This window comes from Pseudomonas syringae group sp. 243L2 (assembly GCF_032587875.1).
Taxonomy (GTDB): Bacteria; Pseudomonadota; Gammaproteobacteria; order Pseudomonadales; family Pseudomonadaceae; genus Aquipseudomonas; species Aquipseudomonas amygdali.
In genome coordinates this window covers 44,627-67,715 of sequence record NZ_JAWHPL010000003.1, presented here as the reverse complement: position 1 = coordinate 67,715, position 23,089 = coordinate 44,627, and the positions used below count along the sequence as shown (strand labels likewise).

The following is a 23,089-nucleotide window of genomic DNA, read 5'->3' as shown; positions in this document are numbered from 1 at the left end:
GCATTGATTCGGAAACCGGTAAGTATAGACCTGACGGCCAGCGACAAGCCATAAGTGCCGGGCCACAACTGGCAGATCTGTCAGTAGGCGGCGAGGGGGGAGAGGGGCATGATCCGGTGTTCAAGCATTGATCACAGGACGGATGCGGCCATGGACAAGACTTCGGGAAGCAGGCGCGTACTGTGCCGATATCGCTATGACGCGCTGGATCGTGTTGCCGTCGTCGATCCCGAGGTGCAGGAGGCGGTGTCGCGGTTCTATCAAAAGAACCGTTTGACGGTCGAGATACAGGGTGAAACGCGCCGTCGTGTATTTCACGGTGAAAACCTTTTGTTAGCGGAGTATGAGACTGAAGGCTCTGTCGCCCGGACGGACCTTCTGGCCACCGACCTGCAAAGCAGTGTATTGCATGCTTTGAGTTTGGAGGGGCACCAGCCGCTGGGCTATAGCCCTTACGGACATCGCTTGCCGGGCGGCCCCTTTTCCGGCTTCAACGGCGAGCGCGCGGACCCTGTGACCGGGCATTACCTGCTGGGTAACGGCTACCGCGCGTTCAACCCGGTGCTGATGCGTTTCAACCGGCCAGACTCGTTAAGTCCATTTGGGCCGGGAGGCTTGAATGCATATGCGTATTGTCAGGGGGACCCGGTTAATAGAAGTGATTCTGGTGGACACGTCGGGGTCCACATACTTTTTCTCGACAAGTTACCAGACCTGGCGCTTGACAGAATATTCAGGCACCTGTCTTTCAAAAATATGGCCGCAGTGAGTGGAGCGTCTAATACGTTGAATGAGAGAGGAGCCGGGCTGATAGCCTCGCAGTTAAATAAGCGTTTTGTAGACGCCAGTAACCCAGACGTACTGTCGGACCTTCGCAGCGCTATAGAAAACGAACCGGGTTTTCTGCCGAGTGTATTCAAGAGTGCAGACTTCAAAGTACAGTTTGAAAAAGTCACGGCGAACGCCAGTCAAAAAACGATCGATCGAATCAAGGAGGCCTGGCGTGCAGAGCAATCATTCTCTGACAAATTCACGGGTAAACCCAATACCGATTACGACGATTTCAAGAAGGCATTGGCTATTAAGCTCAAGGAGCACGAAGGGTCTCCCGAAATACTGCTAAATATAAAAAAGGATGAGGCTAGACGCAAGACGCTCATGGCAGCCTGGTATACCCAACTTAATCTCAAGGGGAAAATGGAGCAGCACGTAGCAGATATTCGCTCCCTATTGAATTCTCCCTGACAGCGTCTGTATGCCTGTGTACTCCGGACTCCTGATCACACGTTCACTTCTGCTGCTGCGCCAATAACCGCTCCAGCCTCGCTTCCAGCCGACGCTTGATTTCAGCCTCGATGTGCGGGGCGAAGTCGGCGATCACGTCCTGCAGGATCAACTGCGCGGCGGCACGCAATTCGTTGTCCAGATGCAGCAGGGCATCCGGGTTCGGCAGTGCTTGAGGCCGGGCAGGCTGTTGAACGGTCTGAAGCTGCTCGACAGGTGCGGCTTGCACATCAGGCGTCAGCGTCGGGATGTCGTCTTCGTCGAAGTCCTGTTGATAAGTCGCGTCGGGGCGAGCGCCGACCACATCGAATAACAGAGGAATCTGGCCTTCCGGACGAGCCGGGTCGTTCGGCAGCGGGGAGTGTGCGGAGTCATCGCCAAGCAACTGGCGGATCGATTCCAGATCGTTCAGCAAATGCGCGGATTCAGCTTTTTTTGAAGTATCCATCATGTCCTCAAAGGCGCTGCAGTCGGTGACCTTGCGGAGGATAGCCCTGTTCACGGTAGGAACGGAAACTCTCGCGTGCAGCAAGACGTATGGCCGGGTCTTCGACAACCACTTCCGCCACGCGGGCGAAGCGTTTGAAGAAGGTCGGAATGCTCAGGTCGAGGTTGACCAACAGGTCCTCGTGAGCGCCCGAGTCGTCACCCAGGCCCAGTACCACGGGGGCATCGGAGTCGCTCTCGGCGTCGCCGTGGGGCAGAAACACTTCGCCCCTGAAGCGCCAGAGCCGGGCATCAAGGTCTTCACGCTGCGCTGCATCGCTGCAATGCAGATAGACCTTGTGGCCCAAACGCCAGGCTTTTTCCGTGAGTTTGCAGGCAAAGTCCAGGCGCGCGGCAGGATCGGCGCTGGGCAGGATGTAAAAATCGACTTGGGTCATACAGGTTCCAGAACCAGTGGCGTATCGACCGTGAAGCCGACACGCCAGGGTGTCTTTTTATACGCCAGCGCGGTCGAGCAGGTACTGGGTCAGCAGCGGAACCGGACGTCCGGTGGCGCCTTTTTCCTTGCCGCCGCTCAGCCACGCAGTGCCAGCGATGTCCAGGTGAGCCCAGTCATAGGCCTTGGTGAAGCGCGACAGGAAGCAGGCCGCCGTGATGGTGCCGCCTTTCGGGCCACCGATATTGGCGATGTCGGCGAACGGGCTGTCGAGCTGCTCCTGGTACTCATCGAACAACGGCAATTGCCAGGCACGGTCATCCGCCTGTTTGCCAGCGTCGAGCAACTGATTGATCAGCGCGTCGTTGTTGCCCAGCAGGCCGGAAGTGTGGCCGCCCAGCGCAACCACGCACGCGCCGGTGAGAGTGGCGATGTCGATGACTGCCTGTGGCTTGAAGCGTTCGGCGTAGGTCAGTGCATCGCACAGCACCAGACGGCCTTCAGCGTCGGTGTTGAGAATTTCGACCGTCTGGCCACTCATGGTAGTGACGATGTCGCCGGGACGTGTCGCGGTGCCGCTCGGCATGTTTTCGGCGCAGGCCAGAATACACACCAGATTGATCGGCAGTTTCAGTTCCAGTACGGCGCGCAGGGTACCGAATACGCTGGCAGCGCCGCACATGTCGAACTTCATCTCGTCCATGCCCGAGGCAGGCTTGATACTGATGCCGCCGGTGTCGAACGTGATGCCTTTACCGACCAGCACGAAGGGCTGATCACCTTTTTTGGCACCCTGATAGTTCATGACTATCAGGCGAGGTGGCTGGGCGCTGCCCTGAGCCACCGCGAGGAAAGAGCCCATGCCCAGTTCGGCCAGTTTCTTCTCGTCGTGAACTTCCACTTTCAGATTCTTGTGTGCCTTGCCCAGCGCCTTGGCTTCTTCGCCCAGGTAGGTCGGGTGGCAGATGTTAGGTGGCAGATTGCCCAGGTCGCGGGTCAGTGCCATGCCGGTGGCGATAGCCTTGGCGTGAGTGGAAGCGCGCTCGATGTCAGCTATGCGTACCTTGTCGGTCAGCAGGGTGATTTTTTTCAGGGCGCGAACTTCGGCTTTCTGGGTCTTGAAGCGGTCGAAGACGTATTCGCCATCCGCCAGGGCCTCGACCAGCAAGCGAGCCGTGCCGTAGGTGTCGCGGTTTTTCACTGACAGGTCATCGAGCGCAATCGCAGCGTCGCTGCCGCCCAAGCCTTTGAGGCAGGTCAGTGTTGCACCGACGATTTTTTTCAGCTGGCGGTCCGACAGTTCACCTTCCTTGCCGGTACCGATCAGCAGAACGCGCTCTGCCTTGATGTTGGGCAGGTTGTGCAGCAGCAGGCTCTGACCGACCTTGCCCGCCAGATCACCGCGCTTGAGAATGAGGGAGATGGCTCCGCCGCTGAGGATATCGACAGCCTGGGCAGCACCAACCAGTACACGGCTTTCGCCGACGGTGACCACCAGCGTTGCGGTTTTCAAGGTTTCTGGGCTTACGCTTTTAACAACCAATTCCATGTGGGGTCCCCGAGTAGACGATGAGAGTCGCAATATGAATGATGTACGCGGGATGGCCTGAGTGTTTTCAAGGAAGATGCCCGCGGTAAGCCTTGCAGTTTGACCCCGCTGCACGACTGCTGACAACCCCGTAGAGCCGCCTGCTTTGCGTGTATGTGCGAACTATCCCCGGTGCGCAGTGACAGAAACACACAATCACAGGATAATGCCGCATATTTTTTGATGCCCACGCCTTTTGCCGGCGTGAATCTCTGGTTGCCGTGGCTCACAATTTTTCCCTGTTTGGCTGCCTGAGCCTGACAACTCTGGAGTGTCTGGTTTGATTGTCTTCCGTTATCTGTCCCGAGAAGTGCTGCTTACCTTGAGCGCGGTCAGCGCCGTGCTGCTGGTGTTCATCATGAGCGGACGCTTCATCAAGTACCTGGCGCAGGCCGCGTCCGGTGCGCTCGATCCGGGCGTGCTGTTCCTGATCATGGGTTTCCGCCTGCCAGGCTTTCTGCAGGTAATTCTGCCGTTGGGCCTGTTCCTCGGCATTCTCATGGCTTACGGGCGCCTGTACCTGGAAAGTGAAATGACCGTGCTGGCCGCCACCGGCATGAGTCAGCAGCGGCTGCTTGCCATCACCATGGGGCCTGCCACGCTGGTCGGGCTGTTGGTCGCCTGGCTGAGTTTCAGTCTGGCTCCACAGGGCGCTACCCAGTTTTCGCTGCTGATCAACAAGCAAGACGCCATGACCGAGTTCGACACGCTGGTGCCGGGCCGTTTTCAGGCGCTGCGTGACGGTACGCGTATCACTTACACCAAGGAACTGTCGGAAGACCGCTCGCAACTGGCTGGTGTGTTCATCTCTGAAAAACGCATGTCCGGCGACAAGAGCAAGGACAACGGTATTACCGTGCTGGTGGCAGAGAAGGGCCATCAGGAGGTAAGGCCCAATGGCAGTCGCTTCCTGATTCTCGAAAACGGCTACCGCTACGATGGCAATCCTGGTGCGGCTGATTACCGTGTGATCAAGTACGACACCTACGGGGCGATGCTGCCCAAACCGGAAATCAGTGAAGAAATCACCGACCGTGAGGCCATTCCGACCAGCGAACTGATCGGCAACCCGGCACCGCGCTCTGTCGCCGAGCTGCAATGGCGTATTTCGCTGCCGCTGTCGGTGTTCATCGTCACGTTGATGGCTATTCCGTTGTCGCGCGTCAATCCGCGTCAGGGCCGTTACCTGAAACTTTTGCCGGCGATCCTTCTGTACATGTCTTATCTGGCCATTCTGATCTCGGTGCGCAGTTCGCTGGAGAAGGGCAAGCTGCCGCTAAGCCTTGGCATGTGGTGGGTGCATGGCATCTACCTGTCCATTGGCCTGCTGTTGTTCTATTGGGAGCCTCTGCGTCTGAAGATGGCGAGTCGTCGCAGCGTCACGGAGGTGACTCGTGGTCAAGCTTGATCGATACATCGGTAAAAGCGTATTGCTGGCGATTCTTGCGGTTCTGGGAATCATTCTGGGGCTGGTTTCATTGTTCGCGTTCATCGACGAGATGGGTGATATCAGTGACACCTACACACTGGCGGATGCCCTCAGCTACGTCATGCTGACCGCGCCGCGGCGTGTCTACGACACGCTGCCAATGGCTGCCCTGATCGGTTGCCTCATTGGTCTGGGTACGCTGGCCAGCAGCAGCGAACTGACCATCATGCGTGCAGCGGGTGTGTCCATCGGGCGCATCGTCTGGGCGGTCATGAAGCCGATGCTGCTATTGATGGTTGCTGGTGTACTGGTCGGCGAGTACGTGGCTCCCTACGCCGAGAACCAGGCTCAGGCCGCTCGCTCGCTGGCTCAGGGCTCGGGTGATGCGCAGAGCGCCAGGCATGGTCTTTGGCACCGTCAGGGTGACGAATTCATCCACATCAACACCGTCCAGCCCAATGGTCTGATGCTTGGCGTGACACGTTACCGTTTCGACGATCAACGCCACATGCTGACGTCCAGCTTTGCCAAAGAGGCCAATTTCAAGACCGATTACTGGGAGTTGAAGGACGTCAGTACCACGCATTTCAATGACGGCCGTACCGAGGTCATCAATACGCCGGTCGAGCGCTGGGATGTAGCGTTGAGCCCGCAATTGCTGAGCACAGTGATCATGCCGCCCGAGTCGCTTTCGATCAGCGGTCTCTGGAACTACGCGCATTATCTGGCTGATCAGGGCTTGAGCAATGGCCGCTACTGGCTGGCGTTCTGGACCAAGGTATTGCAACCGGCTGTGACAGTAGCGCTGGTGCTGATGGCAATCTCGTTCATCTTCGGCCCGCTGCGTTCGGTTACGCTGGGGCAGCGCGTGTTCACGGGGGTGGTGGTCGGCTTTACCTTCCGCATCATTCAGGACCTGCTCGGCCCGTCCAGCCTGCTGTTCGGTTTCCCGCCGTTGCTGGCCGTGCTGATGCCTGCTGCAGCCTGTGCGCTGGCCGGTGTGTATCTGCTGCGCCGCGCCGGATAGCGTCGTGTAGCCGCAGTGAAAAAGCCGACCTTGAGTCGGCTTTTTCATGGGCGTACTCATGTACTTGCCGAGCGGAATCGCACATATAAAAAAGCCTCTGACATTGCTGTCAGAGGCTTTCTGTACGTACGAGAGTGTGTCGTATCAGGCTTCGGCTTGAACTTCGTCAGCCTGCATGCCTTTTTGGCCCTGCACGGCAACGAAAGTAACTTTCTGGCCTTCTTTCAGGCTTTTGAAGCCGTTACCCTGAATGGCGCGGAAGTGTACGAACAGATCCGGCCCGCTCTCAGGAGTGATAAAACCAAAACCTTTTTCATCGTTGAACCACTTGACGGTACCGCTCTGACGATCAGCCATTTTCTTATTTCCTTGACGCTTGACTTGAATTGGTTACAGCCTCTTTCACACGAAAGAGCACTGGGGCTGGTTGCAGGAAGTAAGAAACGTAGAACGGGTTGTAGCAAACCTAGAGCTACTGCCCAGGTCCAGATTCGGCGACCCATGCAAACACAGTCCGGAAACTCTACGCCAACTCTCGTTACAAATACAACCCCCCTGCCTTGTACCCTGTTTCCGGGGGGGGAGAGCCTTATGCCCGGCGTGTTTGCCTGCTGTGCACGGTGTCTGGTCTGTCATAACATTTTGCACTTTATAGGTGCGTTTTTGGCATATACAACAGACTGTTCACTCGGTTGAAACACGGCCGAAACAGTAATGTGTAACAGCACCTGCGCAACAGCGAAGTGTTGCTGTTTTTTTGACGCCGTTGTTTAGCCGCGAAAGTAACGTTGTGCAACGAAAGGCATTTTTGCAACACGCATGGGCACTTTCTTGCCGCGCACCATTGCCCAGACCTGTGTATCCAGCGCGGTGTAAGCGTTGTTCAAATAACCCATGGCCAGCGGGCCAGCCAGGCTCGGGCCAAAACCGCCGCTGCAGACAGTGCCGATGACAGCGCCCTGTTCATTGACGATTTCTGTGCCCTCACGCACTGGCGTGCGTTCTTCGGGAAGCAGGCCGACACGTTTTTTGGCGACACCGTTCTGTTGCTGGGCAAAGACCTGCTCTGCTCCCGGGAAGCCGCCTGCACGTGCACCGTCGGCGCGACGCACTTTGGAAATAGCCCATAACAGGCTGGCCTCCACCGGTGAGGTGTCGGTGTCCATGTCATGACCGTACAGGCACAGACCTGCTTCCAGTCGCAGCGAATCACGTGCGCCCAAACCGATCGGGGCAACTTCCGGTTCTTCCAGCAGGCGGCGCGCCAGGGCTTCAGCCTGTTCGGCCGGTACTGAAATTTCATAGCCGTCTTCGCCGGTATAGCCCGAGCGGCTGACATAGCATTGAACGTCCAGCAGCTTGACGCTGGCGAACTGCATGAAGGTCATCTTCGCCACTTCCGGCGCAAGGCGCGCCAGCACCGTGACAGCGGCCGGACCTTGCAGGGCGAGCAGGGCGCGCTCTTCGAACAACGGTTCGATAGTGCAATGCCCCGCCAGGTGCTTGCGCAAGTGCGCCAGGTCCTGATTCTTGCAGGCCGCGTTGACCACCAGCATCAGTTGATCACTGCCGAGATTGGCAACCATCAGGTCATCGAGAATGCCGCCAGCATCGTTGGTGAACATCGCATAGCGTTGCATGCCGACTGGCAGGTCAATGATGTCCACTGGCACCAGGGCCTCAAGGGCCTTGGCAGCATCTGTACCGGTAAGACGAATCTGGCCCATGTGCGAGACATCGAACAGGCCGGCCTGCGCGCGAGTGTGCAAATGTTCTTTCATTACGCCAGCCGGGTATTGCACGGGCATGTCGTAACCGGCGAAGGGCACCATCTTCGCGCCGAGTTCGCGGTGAAGGGCGTGCAGAGGAGTGGTCAGCAGGGTTTCTGTGGACATGTTCAATTCCTTGTTGAGCGGGCCATGCAGAACGGCATCGCCTGTGCGCACTCACCATCGAGCTGCGCACAGGCATGCCAAAGCACGGGCTATCAGGCTTCCTGATAGCTCTCGATGGACGGGCAGGCACAGACCAGATTGCGGTCGCCGAAGACGTTGTCGACACGGCCGACCGGAGGCCAGTACTTGTTCTCGATCAACGAATCAACCGGATACACCGCCTGTTCGCGGCTGTAAGGATGGCTCCACTGGCCGACGATTTCCGCAGCGGTGTGCGGTGCGTTTTTCAACGGGTTGTCGTCTTTGTCCAGTGTGCCGTTTTCAACCGCGCGTATTTCTTCACGGATCTTGATCATGGCGTCGCAGAAACGGTCCAGTTCTTCTCTGGACTCGCTCTCGGTCGGCTCGATCATCAAGGTCCCGGCAACCGGGAACGACATGGTCGGGGCATGGAAGCCAAAGTCGATCAGACGCTTGGCCACGTCATCGACGCTGATGCCGCTGCTGTCCTTGATAGGGCGCAGGTCAAGGATGCATTCGTGGGCAACCAGCCCGTTGGTGCCGGTGTACAGCACCGGGTAGTGCTCTTCCAGGCGGCGCGAAATGTAGTTGGCGTTGAGGATCGCCAGTTGCGAAGCGCGTTTCAGGCCTTCGCCGCCCATCATGCGGATGTACATCCAGGTGATTGGCAGGATGCTGGCGCTGCCGAACGGGGCTGCGCAGACTGCGCCTTCCTTGCGCTCCATGCGTGCATGGCCCGGCATGAACGGGGCGAGATGGGATTTGACGCCGATCGGACCAACGCCTGGGCCACCGCCGCCGTGCGGAATGCAGAAGGTCTTGTGCAGGTTGAGGTGCGATACATCGCCACCGAATTTGCCCGGAGCGCACAGGCCGACCATGGCGTTCATGTTGGCGCCGTCAATGTAGACCTGGCCACCGTTGTCGTGAACGATACCGCAGATTTCACGGATGCCTTCTTCGAACACGCCGTGGGTTGACGGGTAGGTGATCATGATCGCCGCAAGCTGGTCGCGGTGTTGAACGGCCTTGGCGCGCAGGTCTTCGATATCGACGTTGCCACGTGCATCGCAGGCGGTGACCACGACACGCATACCGGCCATGTTGGCTGTGGCCGGGTTGGTGCCGTGTGCCGATGAAGGGATCAGGCAGATATCGCGATGCTCATCGCCACGGCTCTGGTGATAAGCGCGGATGGCCAGCAGGCCGGCATATTCACCCTGGGAGCCGGCGTTCGGTTGCAGCGAGATTGCGTCATAGCCGGTGGCCGCACAGAGCATGGCCTCCAGCTCGTCGGTCAATTGTTGATACCCGGCGCTCTGCTCGGCCGGGGCGAACGGGTGCAGGTTGCCGAATTCGGCCCAGGTCACCGGGATCATTTCACTGGCGGCGTTGAGCTTCATGGTGCACGAGCCCAGTGGAATCATGGTGCGGTCCAGCGCCAGGTCCTTGTCAGCCAGCTTGCGCAGGTAGCGCATCAGTTCGGTTTCAGAGTGGTAGCGGTTGAACACCGGGTGGCTGAGGATTGCCGACTGGCGCAGCAGTGCAGCGGGCAGGCGCGACGGGACGCTGGCTGCCAGTGCGGTGAAGTCGGGCAGGTTCTGACCGTCGCTGGCGAAGATTTCCCACAGCGTTTCAACTGCCGACTGCGAGGTGGTTTCGTCCAGTGACAGACCCAGGTGCTGGTCGTCGATTTCACGCAGGTTGATGTGCCTGGCGCGAGCCGCTGCGTGCAGCGCCGCGGTCCTGCTGCCGGTGTTCAGGGTCAGGCTGTCGAAGAAGAATGCCTGCTCGGCCTTCAGACCCAGCGTACTCAAGCCTTCGGCAAGGATCGCGGTCAACTGGTGAACGCGTTTGGCGATCTGTGTCAGGCCGCGCGGGCCATGGTAGACGGCGTACATGCTGGCGATGTTGGCCAGCAGCACCTGCGCAGTGCAAATGTTGCTGGTGGCCTTCTCGCGACGAATATGCTGTTCGCGGGTCTGCATGGCAAGACGCAGGGCCTGCTTGCCGTGACGGTCCACCGATACGCCGACCAGGCGGCCCGGCATGTCGCGCTTGAAGGCATCGCGGGTTGAGAAGTAAGCCGCATGCGGGCCGCCGAAGCCCAGCGGTACACCGAAGCGTTGTGCGCTGCCGATGGCCACGTCGGCGCCAAATTCGCCTGGCGGGGTCAGCAACGTCAGTGCCAGCAAGTCGGCAGCCACGGCGACCAGCGCGTTGGCAGCATGGAAACGTTCGACCAGCTCGCGGTAATCGAACACGTCGCCGTTGCTGGCCGGGTATTGCAGCAACGCGCCAAAGTAATCGCTGACGTCGCCCAACTCGGCTTCGTCCGCCACCACAACGGTAATGCCCAATGGCTCGGCACGGGTACGCAACACATCAAGTGTCTGCGGGTGGCAGTGGCTGGAGGCGAAAAACTGCTGGCTGCCTTTGTTCTTGCTCAAACGTTTGCAAAAGGTCATTGCTTCGGCAGCAGCGGTCGCTTCGTCGAGCAAGGACGCGTTGGCAATCGGCAGGCCGGTCAGGTCGCTGATCAGCGTCTGAAAATTGAGCAGCGACTCCAGACGACCTTGGGAAATCTCCGGCTGATAGGGCGTGTAAGCGGTGTACCAGGCCGGGTTTTCCAGCAGGTTGCGCAGAATCGGGGCCGGCGTGTGGGTGTTGTAGTAACCCTGGCCGATGTAGGTCTTGAACAGTTGATTTTTGCCGGCGATGGCCTTGATGGACGCCAGCGCATCGGCTTCACTCTGCCCGGCAGGCAGGTTCAGCACGCTGGTGCCCTTGATGCTTTCCGGGATAACGCTTTCGCTCAGCGCTTCAATGGAGTCGAAACCCAGCGTCTGTAACATGGCCTGTTCGTCGGCAGCGCGCGGGCCAATGTGACGGGCGATGAATTCGTTGGCAGTGGTCAGTTCAATACGGTCAGTCATGGCTTGCTCCTCAGGCTTGGGCGTTGGCTTTGATCAGGCGGTCGTAGGCGTCCTGATCCAGCAGGCCGTGGATGGCGTCGGCATCCTGTGGAATGAAACGAAAAAACCAGCCTGCACCGAGAGCGTCTTCATTGACCAGCTCCGGCGTGTCATCGAGGACTGAATTGACCTCGACCACTTCACCGTCCAGCGGCATGTTGATGCTGCTGGCGGCTTTCACCGATTCCACCACTGACACTTCAGCGTGTTGAGTGTAGGCCTGCAAATCCGGGAGCTGCACGAAGACTACGTCGCCCAGCGACTCTTGCGCATAGGGCGTGATGCCGACCGTAATGCTGCCGTCGGCTTCGGCACGCAGCCATTCATGGTCAACGGTGAATCGCAACTCGCTCATACAAACTCCTCGGAGAACAGGGCTCGCGCAGCACGCGAACAATATGAGCTATGGCTAAGCAATTTAGCGGCCATGTTTTATTTTTTCATATAAATCAAATAGTTACTGATTATTAGGTCAGTACGACCGATTTCAGCTGTAGCGAAATCGCTACACAGTTCAGGTATTTGAAAATACGTGCCTGATCAAGGCCTTGATGCAAGGGGAGTGCGCTTTAATGGAGTGAAATCATTACAGTGGAACGATTTCGTTGCGAGGCGAGGGGTGTTACTGCACCCAGCCAGCGCATAGCGCTGACCGGGTGGTCTTTCATGATGCGGGCTTAAGGCTTGGGCGCGGTAGCGGCTACTGAAATATTACCCGCTTCCCACTGCGACTCGCGCGCATCCAGTGCAACAGCAATGGCTTGCACCTTGGTGGATGAAAGCTCCGACGGCAGCGGGTCCAGACCCGCACTGGCGAAAATCTGGCCGTAAGCGTTGCGCAGGTCGGCATACGCCAGGTCGCGACGCAGATCAGCCTGCAGGGTGTTCAGTTCGCCCTGGATCAGATCCAGCTCGCCCAGACCGGCAGCCTGATAACGATTGCGCAGTTGACCGACGATCTGGCTGTCGATGCTCGACAGCTGTTGGCTGGTTTTGAACTGGCGCAACGCCTCGTTGTAGTTGGCGTTGGCCACGTAGAGCTGGGCCAGTACGGCAATGGACATTGCCTGACGACGCGCAGTAGCGACTTCCTCACCGGCTTTGGCGACGTCAATGGCGGCAGGTGCCGACAGCACATTGAACAGGTTCCAGGTGACTTTTACGCCCAGATCAGCCCATTTGTCGTTGACCAGAAACGAGTTGCTGTCGTAATGGCCGCCTGCCGAGAACTCCAGGCCCGGCAGCATGCGCAGCATGGCCTTGCGGGTTTCGGCCGAGCTGATACGGGTTTGGTAATCCTGTTCGCGCAGCTCGGGACGACTGGCCAGCGCTTCGGTTTCCAGGCGCGCCATGTCGACCTTGAGTTGCGGAATCGAGTAGTCGTCCGGCGTCGCCAGCTTCAGATCGGTGCCCAGCGGCAGGTTGATCAGGGTCGCCAGTTCGGTCTTGGCCAGTGAAAGCGCCTTGCGCTGTTCTTCAAGCTGACGCGTCGCCTGGATCAGTGAGCGCTGATAACCCAGTGCCTGTACCGGGTCACCTACACGCTGCTGGCTCATTTGCTGGCTGTTGTCCTGCGCTTTTTCAACGCGAACCATCAGGCTGTCGATCTGCTTGAGCATGCGTTCGGCGGCGACGGCGCGCCAATAGGCTGAACGCACGTCCTGAACGATGGTGTTGATCACCTTGCGACGGCGTTCCTGAACGATCAGGCGTTGGTCGCCTTGCTGTTTGGCGCTGATGTAGCTGACACCGAAGTCGAGTACGTTCCACACCATGGTCAGGTCGGCGACACGACGGCTGCGATCCTGCGAGGTTGAGGGTTCGAGAGACTGGGTCCCGGTCTCGACGCTTTCACTGCTCGATGCGCTGACGTTACTGCGTCCGGCATAGCCCGCTGAAAGTGCCATGCGCGGCAGCATGTCGAAGCTGGCGAGGTCCAACTGACGTTTGGCCAGGGCTTCTTCCATGATTTTCAGGCGCGCTTCAAGGTTGTACTTCACCGCGCGGGCCATGGCTTGGTGCAGGGTCAATGCACCGTTCAATGGTTCTTGATCCTTGTACATCAGTTGCAGATCGCTTTTAGCGCGCTGCTCGCTGACGCTTCGGTCGATAGGCTGGCTGGTAACAGCGCAACCACTCACTACCAGCGCCAGCAGGCTGATGCTGAACAACTTCTGACTTCTTTTCATGCTCCGACCGCCCCTAGCTCTAGCTACCGCATTCTTTTTTATGAGCGCCGTACAGCTACGACGCATTACCAAACCCTGTTTCAGGCTTGCGCTTCACTCACACCGACTTCCCCTAAAGCCCATGCCAGTGCGCGCAGTTTTTCTTGCTCGTTATCGGTGATCTGTTGCAACTGCTGACCCAGGGTCAACGCGCCGAAACCTGCCTGGATGCTCTGTGACGAGTCTCGCAGGCCATTGCTGCCAGCGCTGTTGAAGGCGCCCGTCGTCGAGCTGTCCGTCGCGGATTCGCGGGAAAACAGCGTCGACAGCGTACTGGTACCGAACACGCTGCCTTCGCCGCTGTTGAAGCCTGTGAACCCGGAGCCCGGGCCGCCGACACTGCTGGAGTCGAACACTTGGGCAATGAAGCTGGGTGCCAGGGCACGGTTGGTGATGAAGATATTGCCCACAGGCGGCAGACCACCCCCGGTAGTGCGCTGTTCGAACAACGGCGAGAAGCTCAATGGCGAACCCAGATTGCCGGTTGGCGGACCGAACAGTGCCGGCTGCAGTGGCACATTCCGTGTGTTGACCAGCGGTGCTGGCGCGTCTATCCGGAACTGCGGGTCTCCGGTCAGCGACGTGGTCGTGATGGCGTAGTTGGGAGACAGCGCGATGCCTGTCCCTGCGTTGCCTGCCCGGTCAGTCACTGTGCTGCTGTCCAGTACAATGAAGTTGCTCGGGTCAGTGACGTTCGCAGTCGGCGTCAGGGTCGCGGTCCAGGTGGCTCCGCCATCGCTGCTGGCCAGGTTGGACAGCGTGCCGTTGGCCACGCTGACATCCGCCAGCGTGAAGTTATTCACCGGCTCGCTGAAGGCAAAAGTCACCAGGGATGTCTGACCCGTCGCCAGGTTTGGATTGGCGATGGAAATGTTCGCTGTCGGACGCTGGTTATCGATGCTGTAGTTGCTGGACAGCGCGACTGTCGTACCCGCGTTGCCGGCCAGATCGTTGATCCTGCCGCTGTCCAGAACGATGAAGTTGTTGGCTGCGGTGATATTGGCATCCGGCGTCAGGGTGGCGGTCCAGGTGAGGCCGCTGTCGCTGCTGCTCAGGCCGGACAGGCTGCCGTTGCCGACACTGATGTCCGACAGATCGAAATTGGTCACGCGCTCGCTGAAGGCGAAGGTCACCAGCGAGGTTTGACCGATGGCCAGGTTCGGATTGGCGACGGTAATGGTCGCGGTCGGGCGTACCGTATCGATTGCATAGTTGTTCGACGATGTAATGCCACTGCCGGTATTACCGGAAGCATCGGCGACTCCGGTGTTGTTCAGCGTAATCAGGTTGCTTGCATCGGTCACGTTTGCGTTTGGCGTGAAGGTTGCGGTCCAGGTGATGCCCCCGTCGTTGCTACTGACTGCGCTCAAGGTGCCATTGGCAGCTGTAAGGTCGGCATTGCTGAAGCCATTGACTGCTTCGCTGAAGGTAATCGTCACCTGCGAGGTTTCACCTGCAGACAGGGTGCTGTCGGCGATCACGATGCTGGCGGTTGGTCGGACCTGATCAACGGCGTAACTATTGGATTGCGTCGTGCCGCTACCTGCGTTGCCTGCCAGATCCGTTACGCCGCCGTTATCAAGCGTCACCACGTTGCTGTTGCTCGCGGCGTTTGCATTGGGGGTCAGCGTTGCGGTCCAGGTGATACCGCCGTCGTTGCTGCTGACGGCGCTCAAGGTGCCATTGGCGACGGTCAGGTCGGCGTTACTGAAGCCGCTTACCGCCTCGCTGAACGTAATGGTCACCCGTGAGGTTTCGCCGATCGCCAGAAGGCTGTCAGTGACCACGATAGTTGCTGTCGGGCGCTGAGTATCGATGGTGTAGTTGTTCGAGGCCGTGGTGCCGCTGCCGGTACTGCCCGATGCGTTGGTGACACCGGTGTTATCCAGCGTGATCAGGTTGCTTGCATCGGTCACGTTTGCGTTTGGTGTGAAGGTGGCAGTCCAGGTAATGCCGCCATCGCTGCTGGAAACCGCGCTCAGCGTGCCATTGGCGACACTCAGGTCGGCGTTGCTGAACCCGCTGACCGCCTGACTGAACGTGAACGTGACCAGAGACGTTTCGCCTGCGGACAGGGCATTGTCGGCCACCACGATGGTGGCGGAAGGTCTGGTCGTGTCGACGGTGAAACTTGCCGAACTGATGATGCCGCTGCCCGCGTTGCCCGCCAGGTCGGTGACACCTGCGCTGTTCAGGCTGATCTGCCCGGTGCTGGCATTCACATTTGCGTTTGGTGTGAAGGTGGCAGTCCAGGTGATGCCGCCGTCATTGCTGCTGACCGTGCTCAGTGTGCCGTTCGGTACGTTCAGGTCGCTGTTGTCGAAACCACTGACTGCCTCACTGAAGGTGATAGTGACCAGTGAGGTTTCACCCGCCGAAAGGGCGTTGTCTGCTATTACGATGCTGGCGGTCGGTCGCGTCTGGTCGATGGTGTAGTTATTGGAGAGCGTCAGGCCGCTGCCCACGTTACCGGCCAGGTCAGTCACGCCGCCATTGTTCAGCGTCACCGAGTTGCTTGCGCTGGTAATGCCTGCGGTCGGAGTAAGCGTTGCCGTCCAGGTAATACCGCCATCGCTGCTGCTGACTGCGCTCAGGGTGCCGTTGGCAATGTTCAGGTCTGCATTGGTGAAACCGCTGACCGCTTCACTGAAGGTGATAGTAACCAGCGAGGTTTCACCGACGGCCAGCGCATTGTCGGCCACCATAATGGTGGCGGTAGGGCGCAGGGTGTCGATGGCGTAGTTGTTCGAGGAAGTGACGCCGCTGCCGGCGTTGCCCGAGGCATTGGTGAACCCGGTGTTGTCCAGGGTCACGAGGTTGCTTGCGTCGGTGACATTGGCGTTCGGCGTGAAGGTCGCGGTCCAGGTGATACCACCGTCGCTGCTGCTCACCGCGCTCAAGGTACCGTTCTCGACCGTCAGGTCGGCGTTGTTGAAACCGCTGACCGCTTCGCTGAAGGTGATGGTGACCAGCGAGGTTTCGCCCACAGACAACGCGCTGTCAGCGACCACAATGGTGGCGGTCGGCTGGATGGTGTCGATGCTGTAATTGTTGGAGTTGGTGACGCCGCTACCGATGTTGCCGGCCAGGTCGGCTACGCCGGTGTTGTTCAGCGTGATCAGGTTGGTGCTGTCGGCGACATTGAGGGTTGGCGTGAAGGTCGCGGTCCAGGTGATGCCGCCGTCACTGCTGCTGACCGTGCTCAGGGTGCCGTTGGCGATGCTCAGGTCGCTATTGTCGAAGCCGCTGACTGCTTCACTGAAGGTGATGGTAACCAGCGAGGTTTCACCGATCGACAGCGCGTTGTCTGCAACCACAATACTGGCGGTCGGACGCACCGAGTCGATGGCGTAATTGTTGGAGAAGGTTAGCCCGGTGCCCGCGTTGCCTGCCTGATCAGTGACGCCAGCGTTGTTCAAGGTCACCAGATTGCTGCTGTCGGTGATGCCTGCGGTCGGAGTAAGCGTTGCCGTCCAGGTAATACCGCCGTCGCTGCTGCTGACCGCGCTCAGGGTGCCGTTGGCAACGCTCAGGTCCGCATTGGTGAAACCGCTGACCGCTTCGCTGAAGTTGATCGTTACCAGAGAGGTTTCACCGACGGCCAGCGCATTGTCGGCCACCACAATGGTGGCGGTAGGGCGCAGGGTGTCGATGGCGTAGTTGTTCGAAGACGTGATGCCGCTGCCGGTCACGCCGGAACCATTGGTGAAGCCGGTGTTGTCCAGAGTGATCAGGTTGCTTGCGTCGGTCACGTTTGCGGTCGGCGTGAAGGTCGCCGTCCAGGTGATACCGCCGTCGCTGCTGCTGACCGCGCTCAAGGTGCCGTTCTCGACCGTCAGGTCGGCGTTGTTGAAACCGCTGACCGCTTCGCTGAAGGTGATGGTGACCAGCGAGGTTTCGCCCACAGACAACGCGCTGTCAGCGACCACTACGGTGGCTGTCGGCTGCTGCGTGGCAATGGTGAAATTGCCGGAATCGGTTGTGCCGCTGCCGATATTGCCGGCCAGATCGGTCACGCCCGTGTTGTTCAGCGTGATCACGTTCGTGGTATCGGCGATATTGGCATTCGGCGTGTAGGTCGCCGTCCAGGTGATACCGCCGTCGCTGCTGCTCACGGCGCTCAAGGTGCCGTTGGGTACGCTCAGGTCGGCGTTGGTAAAGCCGATAACGGCCTCGCTGAAGGTGATGGTCACCAGTGAGGTTTCACCTGCGGTCAAGGCATTGTCCGACATTGTGATACTGGCAGTCGGGCGTACCGTGTCGATGGCGTAATTGTTCGACGTGCTCAGGCCGCTGCCGGCGTTGCCCGCCAGATCGGTGACCCCGCCATTGTTCAGGTTCACCGAATTGCTGTTGCTGGTGACCCCTAGTGTCGGCGTCAGGGTTGCGGTCCAGGTGATGCCGCCATCGCTGCTGCTGACCGCACTCAGTGTGCCGTTGCTGATGCTCAGGTCGGCATTGGTGAAACCGCTGACCGCCTCGTTGAAGGTAATGGTTACCAGTGAGGTTTCACCGATGGCCAGCGCGTTATCGGTTACCACGATAGTGGCGGTCGGGCGCTGGGTGTCGATGGCGTAATTGTTGGAGCTGATGGTGCCGGTGCCTGCGTTGCCGGAAGCATTGGCAACGCCGCTCGCATCCAGCGTGATCAGGTTGGTGGTATCGGTCACGTTGGCGGCTGGCGTGAGGGTCGCGGTCCAGGTGACGCCGCCGTCGCTGCTGCTCACTGTGCTCAAGGTGCCATTGGCGACGGTCAGGTCGGCATTGGTGAACCCGGTTACGGCCTCGCTGAAGGTAATCGTCACCAGCGAGGTTTCACCCGCGGAAAGGGCGCTGTCGGCCACAACCACTGTGGCACTCGGGCGCACGGTGTCGATGGTGAAGTTGCCCGAGTTGCTGGTGCCGGACCCGGCATTGCCAGCCAGATCCGTTACACCTGCGTTGCTCAGGGTGATCAGGTTGGTGGTGTCGTTGACGTTGTTGTTCGGCGTGTAGGTCGCCGTCCAGGTGATGCCGCCGTCGCTGCTGGTGACGGTGCTCAAGGTGCCGTTGGGCACTGTCAGGTCGGCATTGGTGAAACCGCTGACGGCCTCGCTGAAGGTAATCGTCACCAGTGAGGTTTCACCGGCCGTGAGACTGGCGTCTGCCACCAGAATGTTTGCAGTCGGGCGCTGGGTATCGATGGCGTAATTGTTCGAAGTTGTGGTTCCCGAACCCGTGTTGCCCGCGGCATCGGTGACCCCAGTGTTGTCCAGAGTGATCACGTTGGTGCTGTCGGTAATGTTGTTGGTCGGCGTGAACGTCGCGGTCCAGACAATATTGTTGCTGGTGGTCACGGTACTCAGGGTGCCGTTGACGACGGTCAGGTCCGCGTTGGTGAAACCGGACACCGCCTCACTGAAGGTGATGGTCACCTGCGAGGTTTCACCAATGCTCAGGGAGTTATCGGCCAGCACGATGGTTGCGGTCGGGCGCGACGTGTCGATGGCGTAGTTGTTGGACGTGGCAGTGCCGGAACCGGCGTTTCCGGACAGGTCCTGCACGCCTGCCCGGTTGAGGCTGATCTGGTTGGTGGTGCTGGTCAGGTTGGCGGTCGGTGTCAGGGTCGCGGTCCAGGTTTTGCCGCCATCACTGCTGCTCACAGCGGTCAATGTGCCATTGGCGACCGAGATGTCGGTGTTGTCGAAGCCTGTAACCACTTCACTGAACGTAAAGGTGACCAGTGATGTTTCACCCGCCGCCAGTGCGGTGTCTGCTACCACGACAGTCACTGTCGGCGGAACGGTATCGGACACTGCGTAGCTGTTGGAGGTCACTGTTCCGGTACCGATATTGCCGGCTGAGTCCTGCACCGCCGATAACGGCAGGCTGATCGCATTGGAATTGGAGGAAGTATCGCTGGAGGCCGTAAGAGTGGCTGTCCAGGTAATGTTGTTGGTGGTCACCAGGTTGCTCAACGTACCGTTGGGCACGGTGATTTCGGAGATTTCCAGGCCGAAGACCGGCTCACTGAACGTGAAGGTGACCAGCGATGTGCCACCCGAACTCAGCGACGAATTGGCAATCACGATGCTGGTGCCCGTTGGTGCAGTCGTGTCAGAGGTGTAGGCGACGTTAAGCGAACCGCCGTCGTTGAAGATATTAGTGACGGCGGTAGGCGAGGAGCCATTGGTGCCGCCGCTGGTCGCTTGTCCGCCAGATCCGCTGCCACCCACGTTGCCGCTCATGGCAGAGTTGTTGGCGGAGGTGATATTGAGTGTGCCTTTGTTCCAGATTGCTCCGATACCACGGCCGCCGTTGCCACCAATCGTACCGCCGCCGCCACCACCACCGCCTGCACCGATGTTGTTGCTGATGGTCGACGTGCCGATGATCGCCAGAGTGCCGGTCGATGCGTTGTAAATGCCGCCAACTGCTGATCCGCCTCTACCGCCATTGGCATCAAAGCCCGAGCCGCCGCCACCGCCACCGATGGTGCGTCCGCTGCTGGTCGCAGTACCGCCTGCGCCACCGTTGGTGTACCCGTAAACGCCAAGGCCCCCCGCGCCGCCACCCGCAGAAGTACCGCCTCTACCACCCATGTAAATAGTGTTGAACCCGGCACCGTTGCCGCCGGTATTGGCTGACGGGGCCGTAGGGGTGTAAGTCCCGGCACTGCCACCCGCAGCACCGTTCTGCCCGCCGATGCCGCCGCCACCGCCGCCACCACCACCTACGGTGGGCGAGAGGACGCCACCACCAGCGCCACCACCTGCTGCCGCGTTTGCAGTCACCGTGACGTTGCGCAGCGTGAGGTTGCCGGCGTTGTTGATACCGCCGCCCAGCGCATCAGAGGCCGAAAAGGCCGAGCCGCTGTTTGCGCCCGCCGTGCTGGCCACGCCTCGGGTGATGATCACGCCGTCGAGTGTGGCCGTCACCCCGGAGTTGACCCGGATGACACTGGTTCTGTTCTGCCCGTCGAGGGTGACGTCAGCGACGCCGTCGTTATTCAGGTCGCCATCCACGGTGATGTTTTTGCTGACCACCAGTTGGCTTTGCAATGCAACGGTCATGCCGCTCGAAAAGGTTACAATATCGCCGTTCTGGGCATTGGTCAGCGCTTCACGCAAGCTGCCTGCGCCGGTGTTGCTGGTGGAGGTGACCGTAAACGTTGCCAGCCCCCACTGGTAAGCGTCCATCGACTGTCGCGAAAGGGCGCTGACGCTTTCAATGCTGCCGGTGGCGATTTCCAGATCCCAGTCGCCACCCACGCCGGTGCGGTTAGTGGACGCAGCAACATCGCGGCCAGTCAGGGTTGCCAGCGAGTCAACAAAGCTCAGGCCGGTGTCGCCCTCGGCGGTGTTGCAGGCGTAGATCAGAATATCGCCACCAACATTCATGTCGTTGCCGATTTCGGCCAGCAGGGCGCTGCGTTGCGCGATGTTGTCCGCGGAAACATAGCTGTTGCCCAGCCAAAGGTCGCCGGAGTTGCCGTGCGCAATGATCTGCACTGAGCTGACGCCCTGATGAGACCCCAGGTAATCGGCAATCTGTTGCAGGCCATCCTTGGTGGCGTCCAGTTCGACCACTTGCGCACCGGGCGCAACGCCCGCCAGCAGGCTGGCCGAATCCTTCACCCGTGAATCGACAAATACGACGGTGGTGCCGGGCACGGCGGCAGGCGTTGCAGCCACGTCCGAAGAGGCTGGCGCTTGCGCATGATGGTCGTTGCTGGCGCTGTTGGCCTGCTCGGCGCTTTTGGCCGATGCGTCGGGCGTGGGCTGGCTGTCCGGCTGGGCCGCTTCAGCAACGGTGGCTGCGACCGCACCGTCGAACAGCATGCGCGGTTCGAGAGACATGATCATGGGGGAAACGGGTGAGGTTGCACTCGAAGGTGCCCGCTTTGCAGTCCGCGATTTTTGTTTATTCCACCACATGTTGCTCACCAGAGATCGAACGTTACGAGTGATAAAACCGCAGTCAGTTAACGGCGGCGTCTGATTTCATGCGGATGACATTGGCTGCGCTGGCAGACCCGTCATTCCAGAACGACAACTTTGAATACTGCTCGAACAGGTCGGGCGGCAGGATGGTGGGCCTTTGCTCCAGCGCAACGCGCGGCTTGACCTTGTGCAAGCCTGATACGCCCAGCGCATCGTCGAACTGCGGGGCGTCATAGGCGAGGTTGTTGAAGTCGTGTTCAAACCACGGTTCTTCGATGAAGTCGTAGACCAGCCGTATGACCCGTTCCGGGGCCTGGGACAGCAGTTCGTAATCGATCAACAGAATCGAGTCGGCATGCTCGCCGTAATAGGCTTCCTTGAGCGATGCCCAGGCAAAGCCCACCAGACGATTGCGCTGCGCCAGCGTCTCGACCCGGCTGTAGACCGTATTGCGTTCCACGTCATCGTTGAACAGCTTGGTGTTTTCAAAAGGGTTGGCGCGGTACAAACGTTCGATACTGTCCATGACCCAGGCGACGTTACGCACGCAGGCAATCACTTTGCTTCGCGGGAACAGGTCCATGAGCGCGGGCAGGCGTGAACACCAGCCCCGGTTTGTATCGAACACCACGTCTTTATCGGCCTTGTCGGCGTAGTAGGACTCGAAAACCCCGCGCAACAAGCGACGACGCACATCGGTGTTGATCACTGAGGAGAATTCACTGCCAGCGCTGCACTGGCCAAGAATACTGGAGAAAAGAGAGCCAACCGGGCTGCTCATACCCGCATGAAAGCGCGGGTTTTGCAGGAGAATGGCTGATAGCAGGGTAGAGCCCGATCGTGGCAAACCTGCAATGAAGTGGAATTTTTGCATCCATGCGCCCCGGAAAAACAACTGTTTATACGAGTGTGTGAACTACGTAACAAAGTGCATTCATATGCCAGTAGTTCGACAGGAGCCAGCATGTCTTGAGGGATGGGAACGTTAAAAAAACTGATGTGGCGTTCTCCCTCCCGGTTTTATTAGGGTTTTCCGGTGAAAGAATGATGAGTATCAGATGAACGGTAGTGAACTTTCCGGCAATGACTGTTGAGTGTCACTGGATGTACAACGGATAACGGTCATTTGCAAAAACATTTACACCCTGAAAACTGCGTCTACGCTTCTATCCTGCCACCTGTGGACCGTGCCCCGGTGGATCGAAGTTTCCCATGACATAGAAGAAGGATGAGGGTGTATGGAAGTTTTTATGGGTTCGATCATGACGTTTGGCTTTCCGTTTGCGCCTGCTGGCTGGATGCAATGCAATGGACAAACATTGAACATCAGTCAGTACAACGCCTTGTACGCACTATTGGGCGTCATTTATGGAGGGAATCCCTCGCAGAACTTCATGTTGCCCAATCTTCAAGGCCGGGTGCCGATAAATCAGGGGACCGGGGTCAACCTCACCAACCGGGTGATCGGCTCTGTATCGGGTGTTGAGAAGGTCACTGTGGCCATCGCCAACATGCCTGCACACGTGCACCAGATGAGCACGCTGACCGCAAACACCACCATCACATTGGCCAACCCGGCAGTGACCGGGGCGACCATCGCGCCCACCACAGACAATGCGTTCATAGGCGCTTCCACTAGCGGACCGACCTCCGCCAATATCTTTTCGCCCAATGCAGGCACCGCACCTGTCGTGCAGAAGGGCGTCAGTACCGCCATCACCGGAACCATGCAGCCCGTCGGAGGCAGCCTGCCTATCGACAGCATGAACCCGTTCCTGGTGGTGAACTTCAGTATCGCCCTGCAGGGTCTTTTCCCTACCAGGGACTGATCTGACAC

At 59.1% G+C, this 23,089-nt stretch carries 14 protein-coding genes; 4 read left to right on the top strand and 10 right to left on the bottom strand.

Annotated features, from left to right (window positions below):
• Positions 1-150: 150 nt before the first annotated feature.
• Positions 151-1,245 (top strand): RHS repeat-associated core domain-containing protein, encoded by a 1,095-nt coding sequence (locus RYB66_RS01435; protein WP_316893571.1) that lies wholly within the window; start codon positions 151-153, stop codon positions 1,243-1,245.
• A gap of 43 nt (positions 1,246-1,288) precedes the next feature.
• Here RYB66_RS01435 and RYB66_RS01430 read toward each other — a convergent pair whose 3' ends face one another.
• Genes RYB66_RS01430 through RYB66_RS01420 form a run of 3 tightly spaced genes read right to left on the bottom strand, consistent with a single transcriptional unit; the run spans position 1,289 to position 3,716 of the window.
• Entirely contained in the window at positions 1,289-1,732 is a 444-nt protein-coding gene (locus tag RYB66_RS01430; protein ID WP_117139518.1) for a DNA polymerase III subunit chi, read from the bottom strand.
• Between the two features lie 7 nt (positions 1,733-1,739).
• The gene (locus tag RYB66_RS01425; protein WP_316893568.1) at positions 1,740-2,168 is read right to left on the bottom strand and encodes a DNA polymerase III subunit chi; all 429 of its coding nucleotides are present in this window, start codon (positions 2,166-2,168) and stop codon (positions 1,740-1,742) included.
• A 57-nt stretch (positions 2,169-2,225) separates the two neighbouring features.
• Positions 2,226-3,716, bottom strand: a complete 1,491-nt coding sequence (locus RYB66_RS01420) for a leucyl aminopeptidase (protein ID WP_002552285.1) — start codon at positions 3,714-3,716, stop codon at positions 2,226-2,228.
• 319 nt (positions 3,717-4,035) lie between these two features.
• Here RYB66_RS01420 and lptF point away from each other — a divergent pair, with 319 nt between their 5' ends.
• Both lptF and lptG read left to right on the top strand, forming a co-directional pair.
• On the top strand, positions 4,036-5,163 hold the full coding sequence (gene lptF / locus RYB66_RS01415) for an LPS export ABC transporter permease LptF (protein ID WP_002552286.1): 1,128 nt from the start codon (positions 4,036-4,038) through the stop codon (positions 5,161-5,163).
• Positions 5,150-6,211, top strand: coding sequence for an LPS export ABC transporter permease LptG (gene lptG / locus RYB66_RS01410; protein ID WP_002552287.1), 1,062 nt, complete (start codon positions 5,150-5,152; stop codon positions 6,209-6,211). Before lptF ends, lptG begins: the two co-directional genes overlap by 14 nt.
• 144 nt (positions 6,212-6,355) lie before the next feature.
• Here lptG and RYB66_RS01405 read toward each other — a convergent pair whose 3' ends face one another.
• The 7 genes from RYB66_RS01405 to RYB66_RS01375 form a co-directional block, all read right to left on the bottom strand.
• Entirely contained in the window at positions 6,356-6,568 is a 213-nt protein-coding gene (locus RYB66_RS01405) for a cold-shock protein (protein ID WP_002552288.1), read from the bottom strand.
• A 413-nt stretch (positions 6,569-6,981) separates the two neighbouring features.
• Positions 6,982-8,106, bottom strand: coding sequence for a glycine cleavage system aminomethyltransferase GcvT (gcvT, locus tag RYB66_RS01400; RefSeq protein WP_316893566.1), 1,125 nt, complete (start codon positions 8,104-8,106; stop codon positions 6,982-6,984).
• Between the two features lie 92 nt (positions 8,107-8,198).
• The gene (gcvP, locus tag RYB66_RS01395) at positions 8,199-11,063 is read right to left on the bottom strand and encodes an aminomethyl-transferring glycine dehydrogenase (protein WP_057405370.1); all 2,865 of its coding nucleotides are present in this window, start codon (positions 11,061-11,063) and stop codon (positions 8,199-8,201) included.
• Between the two features lie 10 nt (positions 11,064-11,073).
• Positions 11,074-11,457, bottom strand: coding sequence for a glycine cleavage system protein GcvH (gene gcvH, locus RYB66_RS01390; RefSeq protein ID WP_002552291.1), 384 nt, complete (start codon positions 11,455-11,457; stop codon positions 11,074-11,076).
• Positions 11,458-11,779: 322 nt separating this feature from the next.
• On the bottom strand, positions 11,780-13,273 hold the full coding sequence (locus RYB66_RS01385; protein WP_010202019.1) for a TolC family protein: 1,494 nt from the start codon (positions 13,271-13,273) through the stop codon (positions 11,780-11,782).
• Between the two features lie 98 nt (positions 13,274-13,371).
• Positions 13,372-21,150, bottom strand: a complete 7,779-nt coding sequence (locus RYB66_RS01380; protein ID WP_316893716.1) for an Ig-like domain-containing protein — start codon at positions 21,148-21,150, stop codon at positions 13,372-13,374.
• A gap of 139 nt (positions 21,151-21,289) precedes the next feature.
• Entirely contained in the window at positions 21,290-22,126 is an 837-nt protein-coding gene (locus RYB66_RS01375) for a sulfotransferase family protein (protein ID WP_005745807.1), read from the bottom strand.
• Positions 22,127-22,490: 364 nt separating this feature from the next.
• On the opposite strand from RYB66_RS01375, the gene RYB66_RS01370 reads away from it, so the two are divergent.
• Positions 22,491-23,081: a phage tail protein gene (locus RYB66_RS01370; RefSeq protein ID WP_002552297.1), complete on the top strand. Its 591-nt coding sequence runs from the start codon at positions 22,491-22,493 to the stop codon at positions 23,079-23,081.
• The last annotated feature ends 8 nt before the right edge of the window (positions 23,082-23,089 follow it).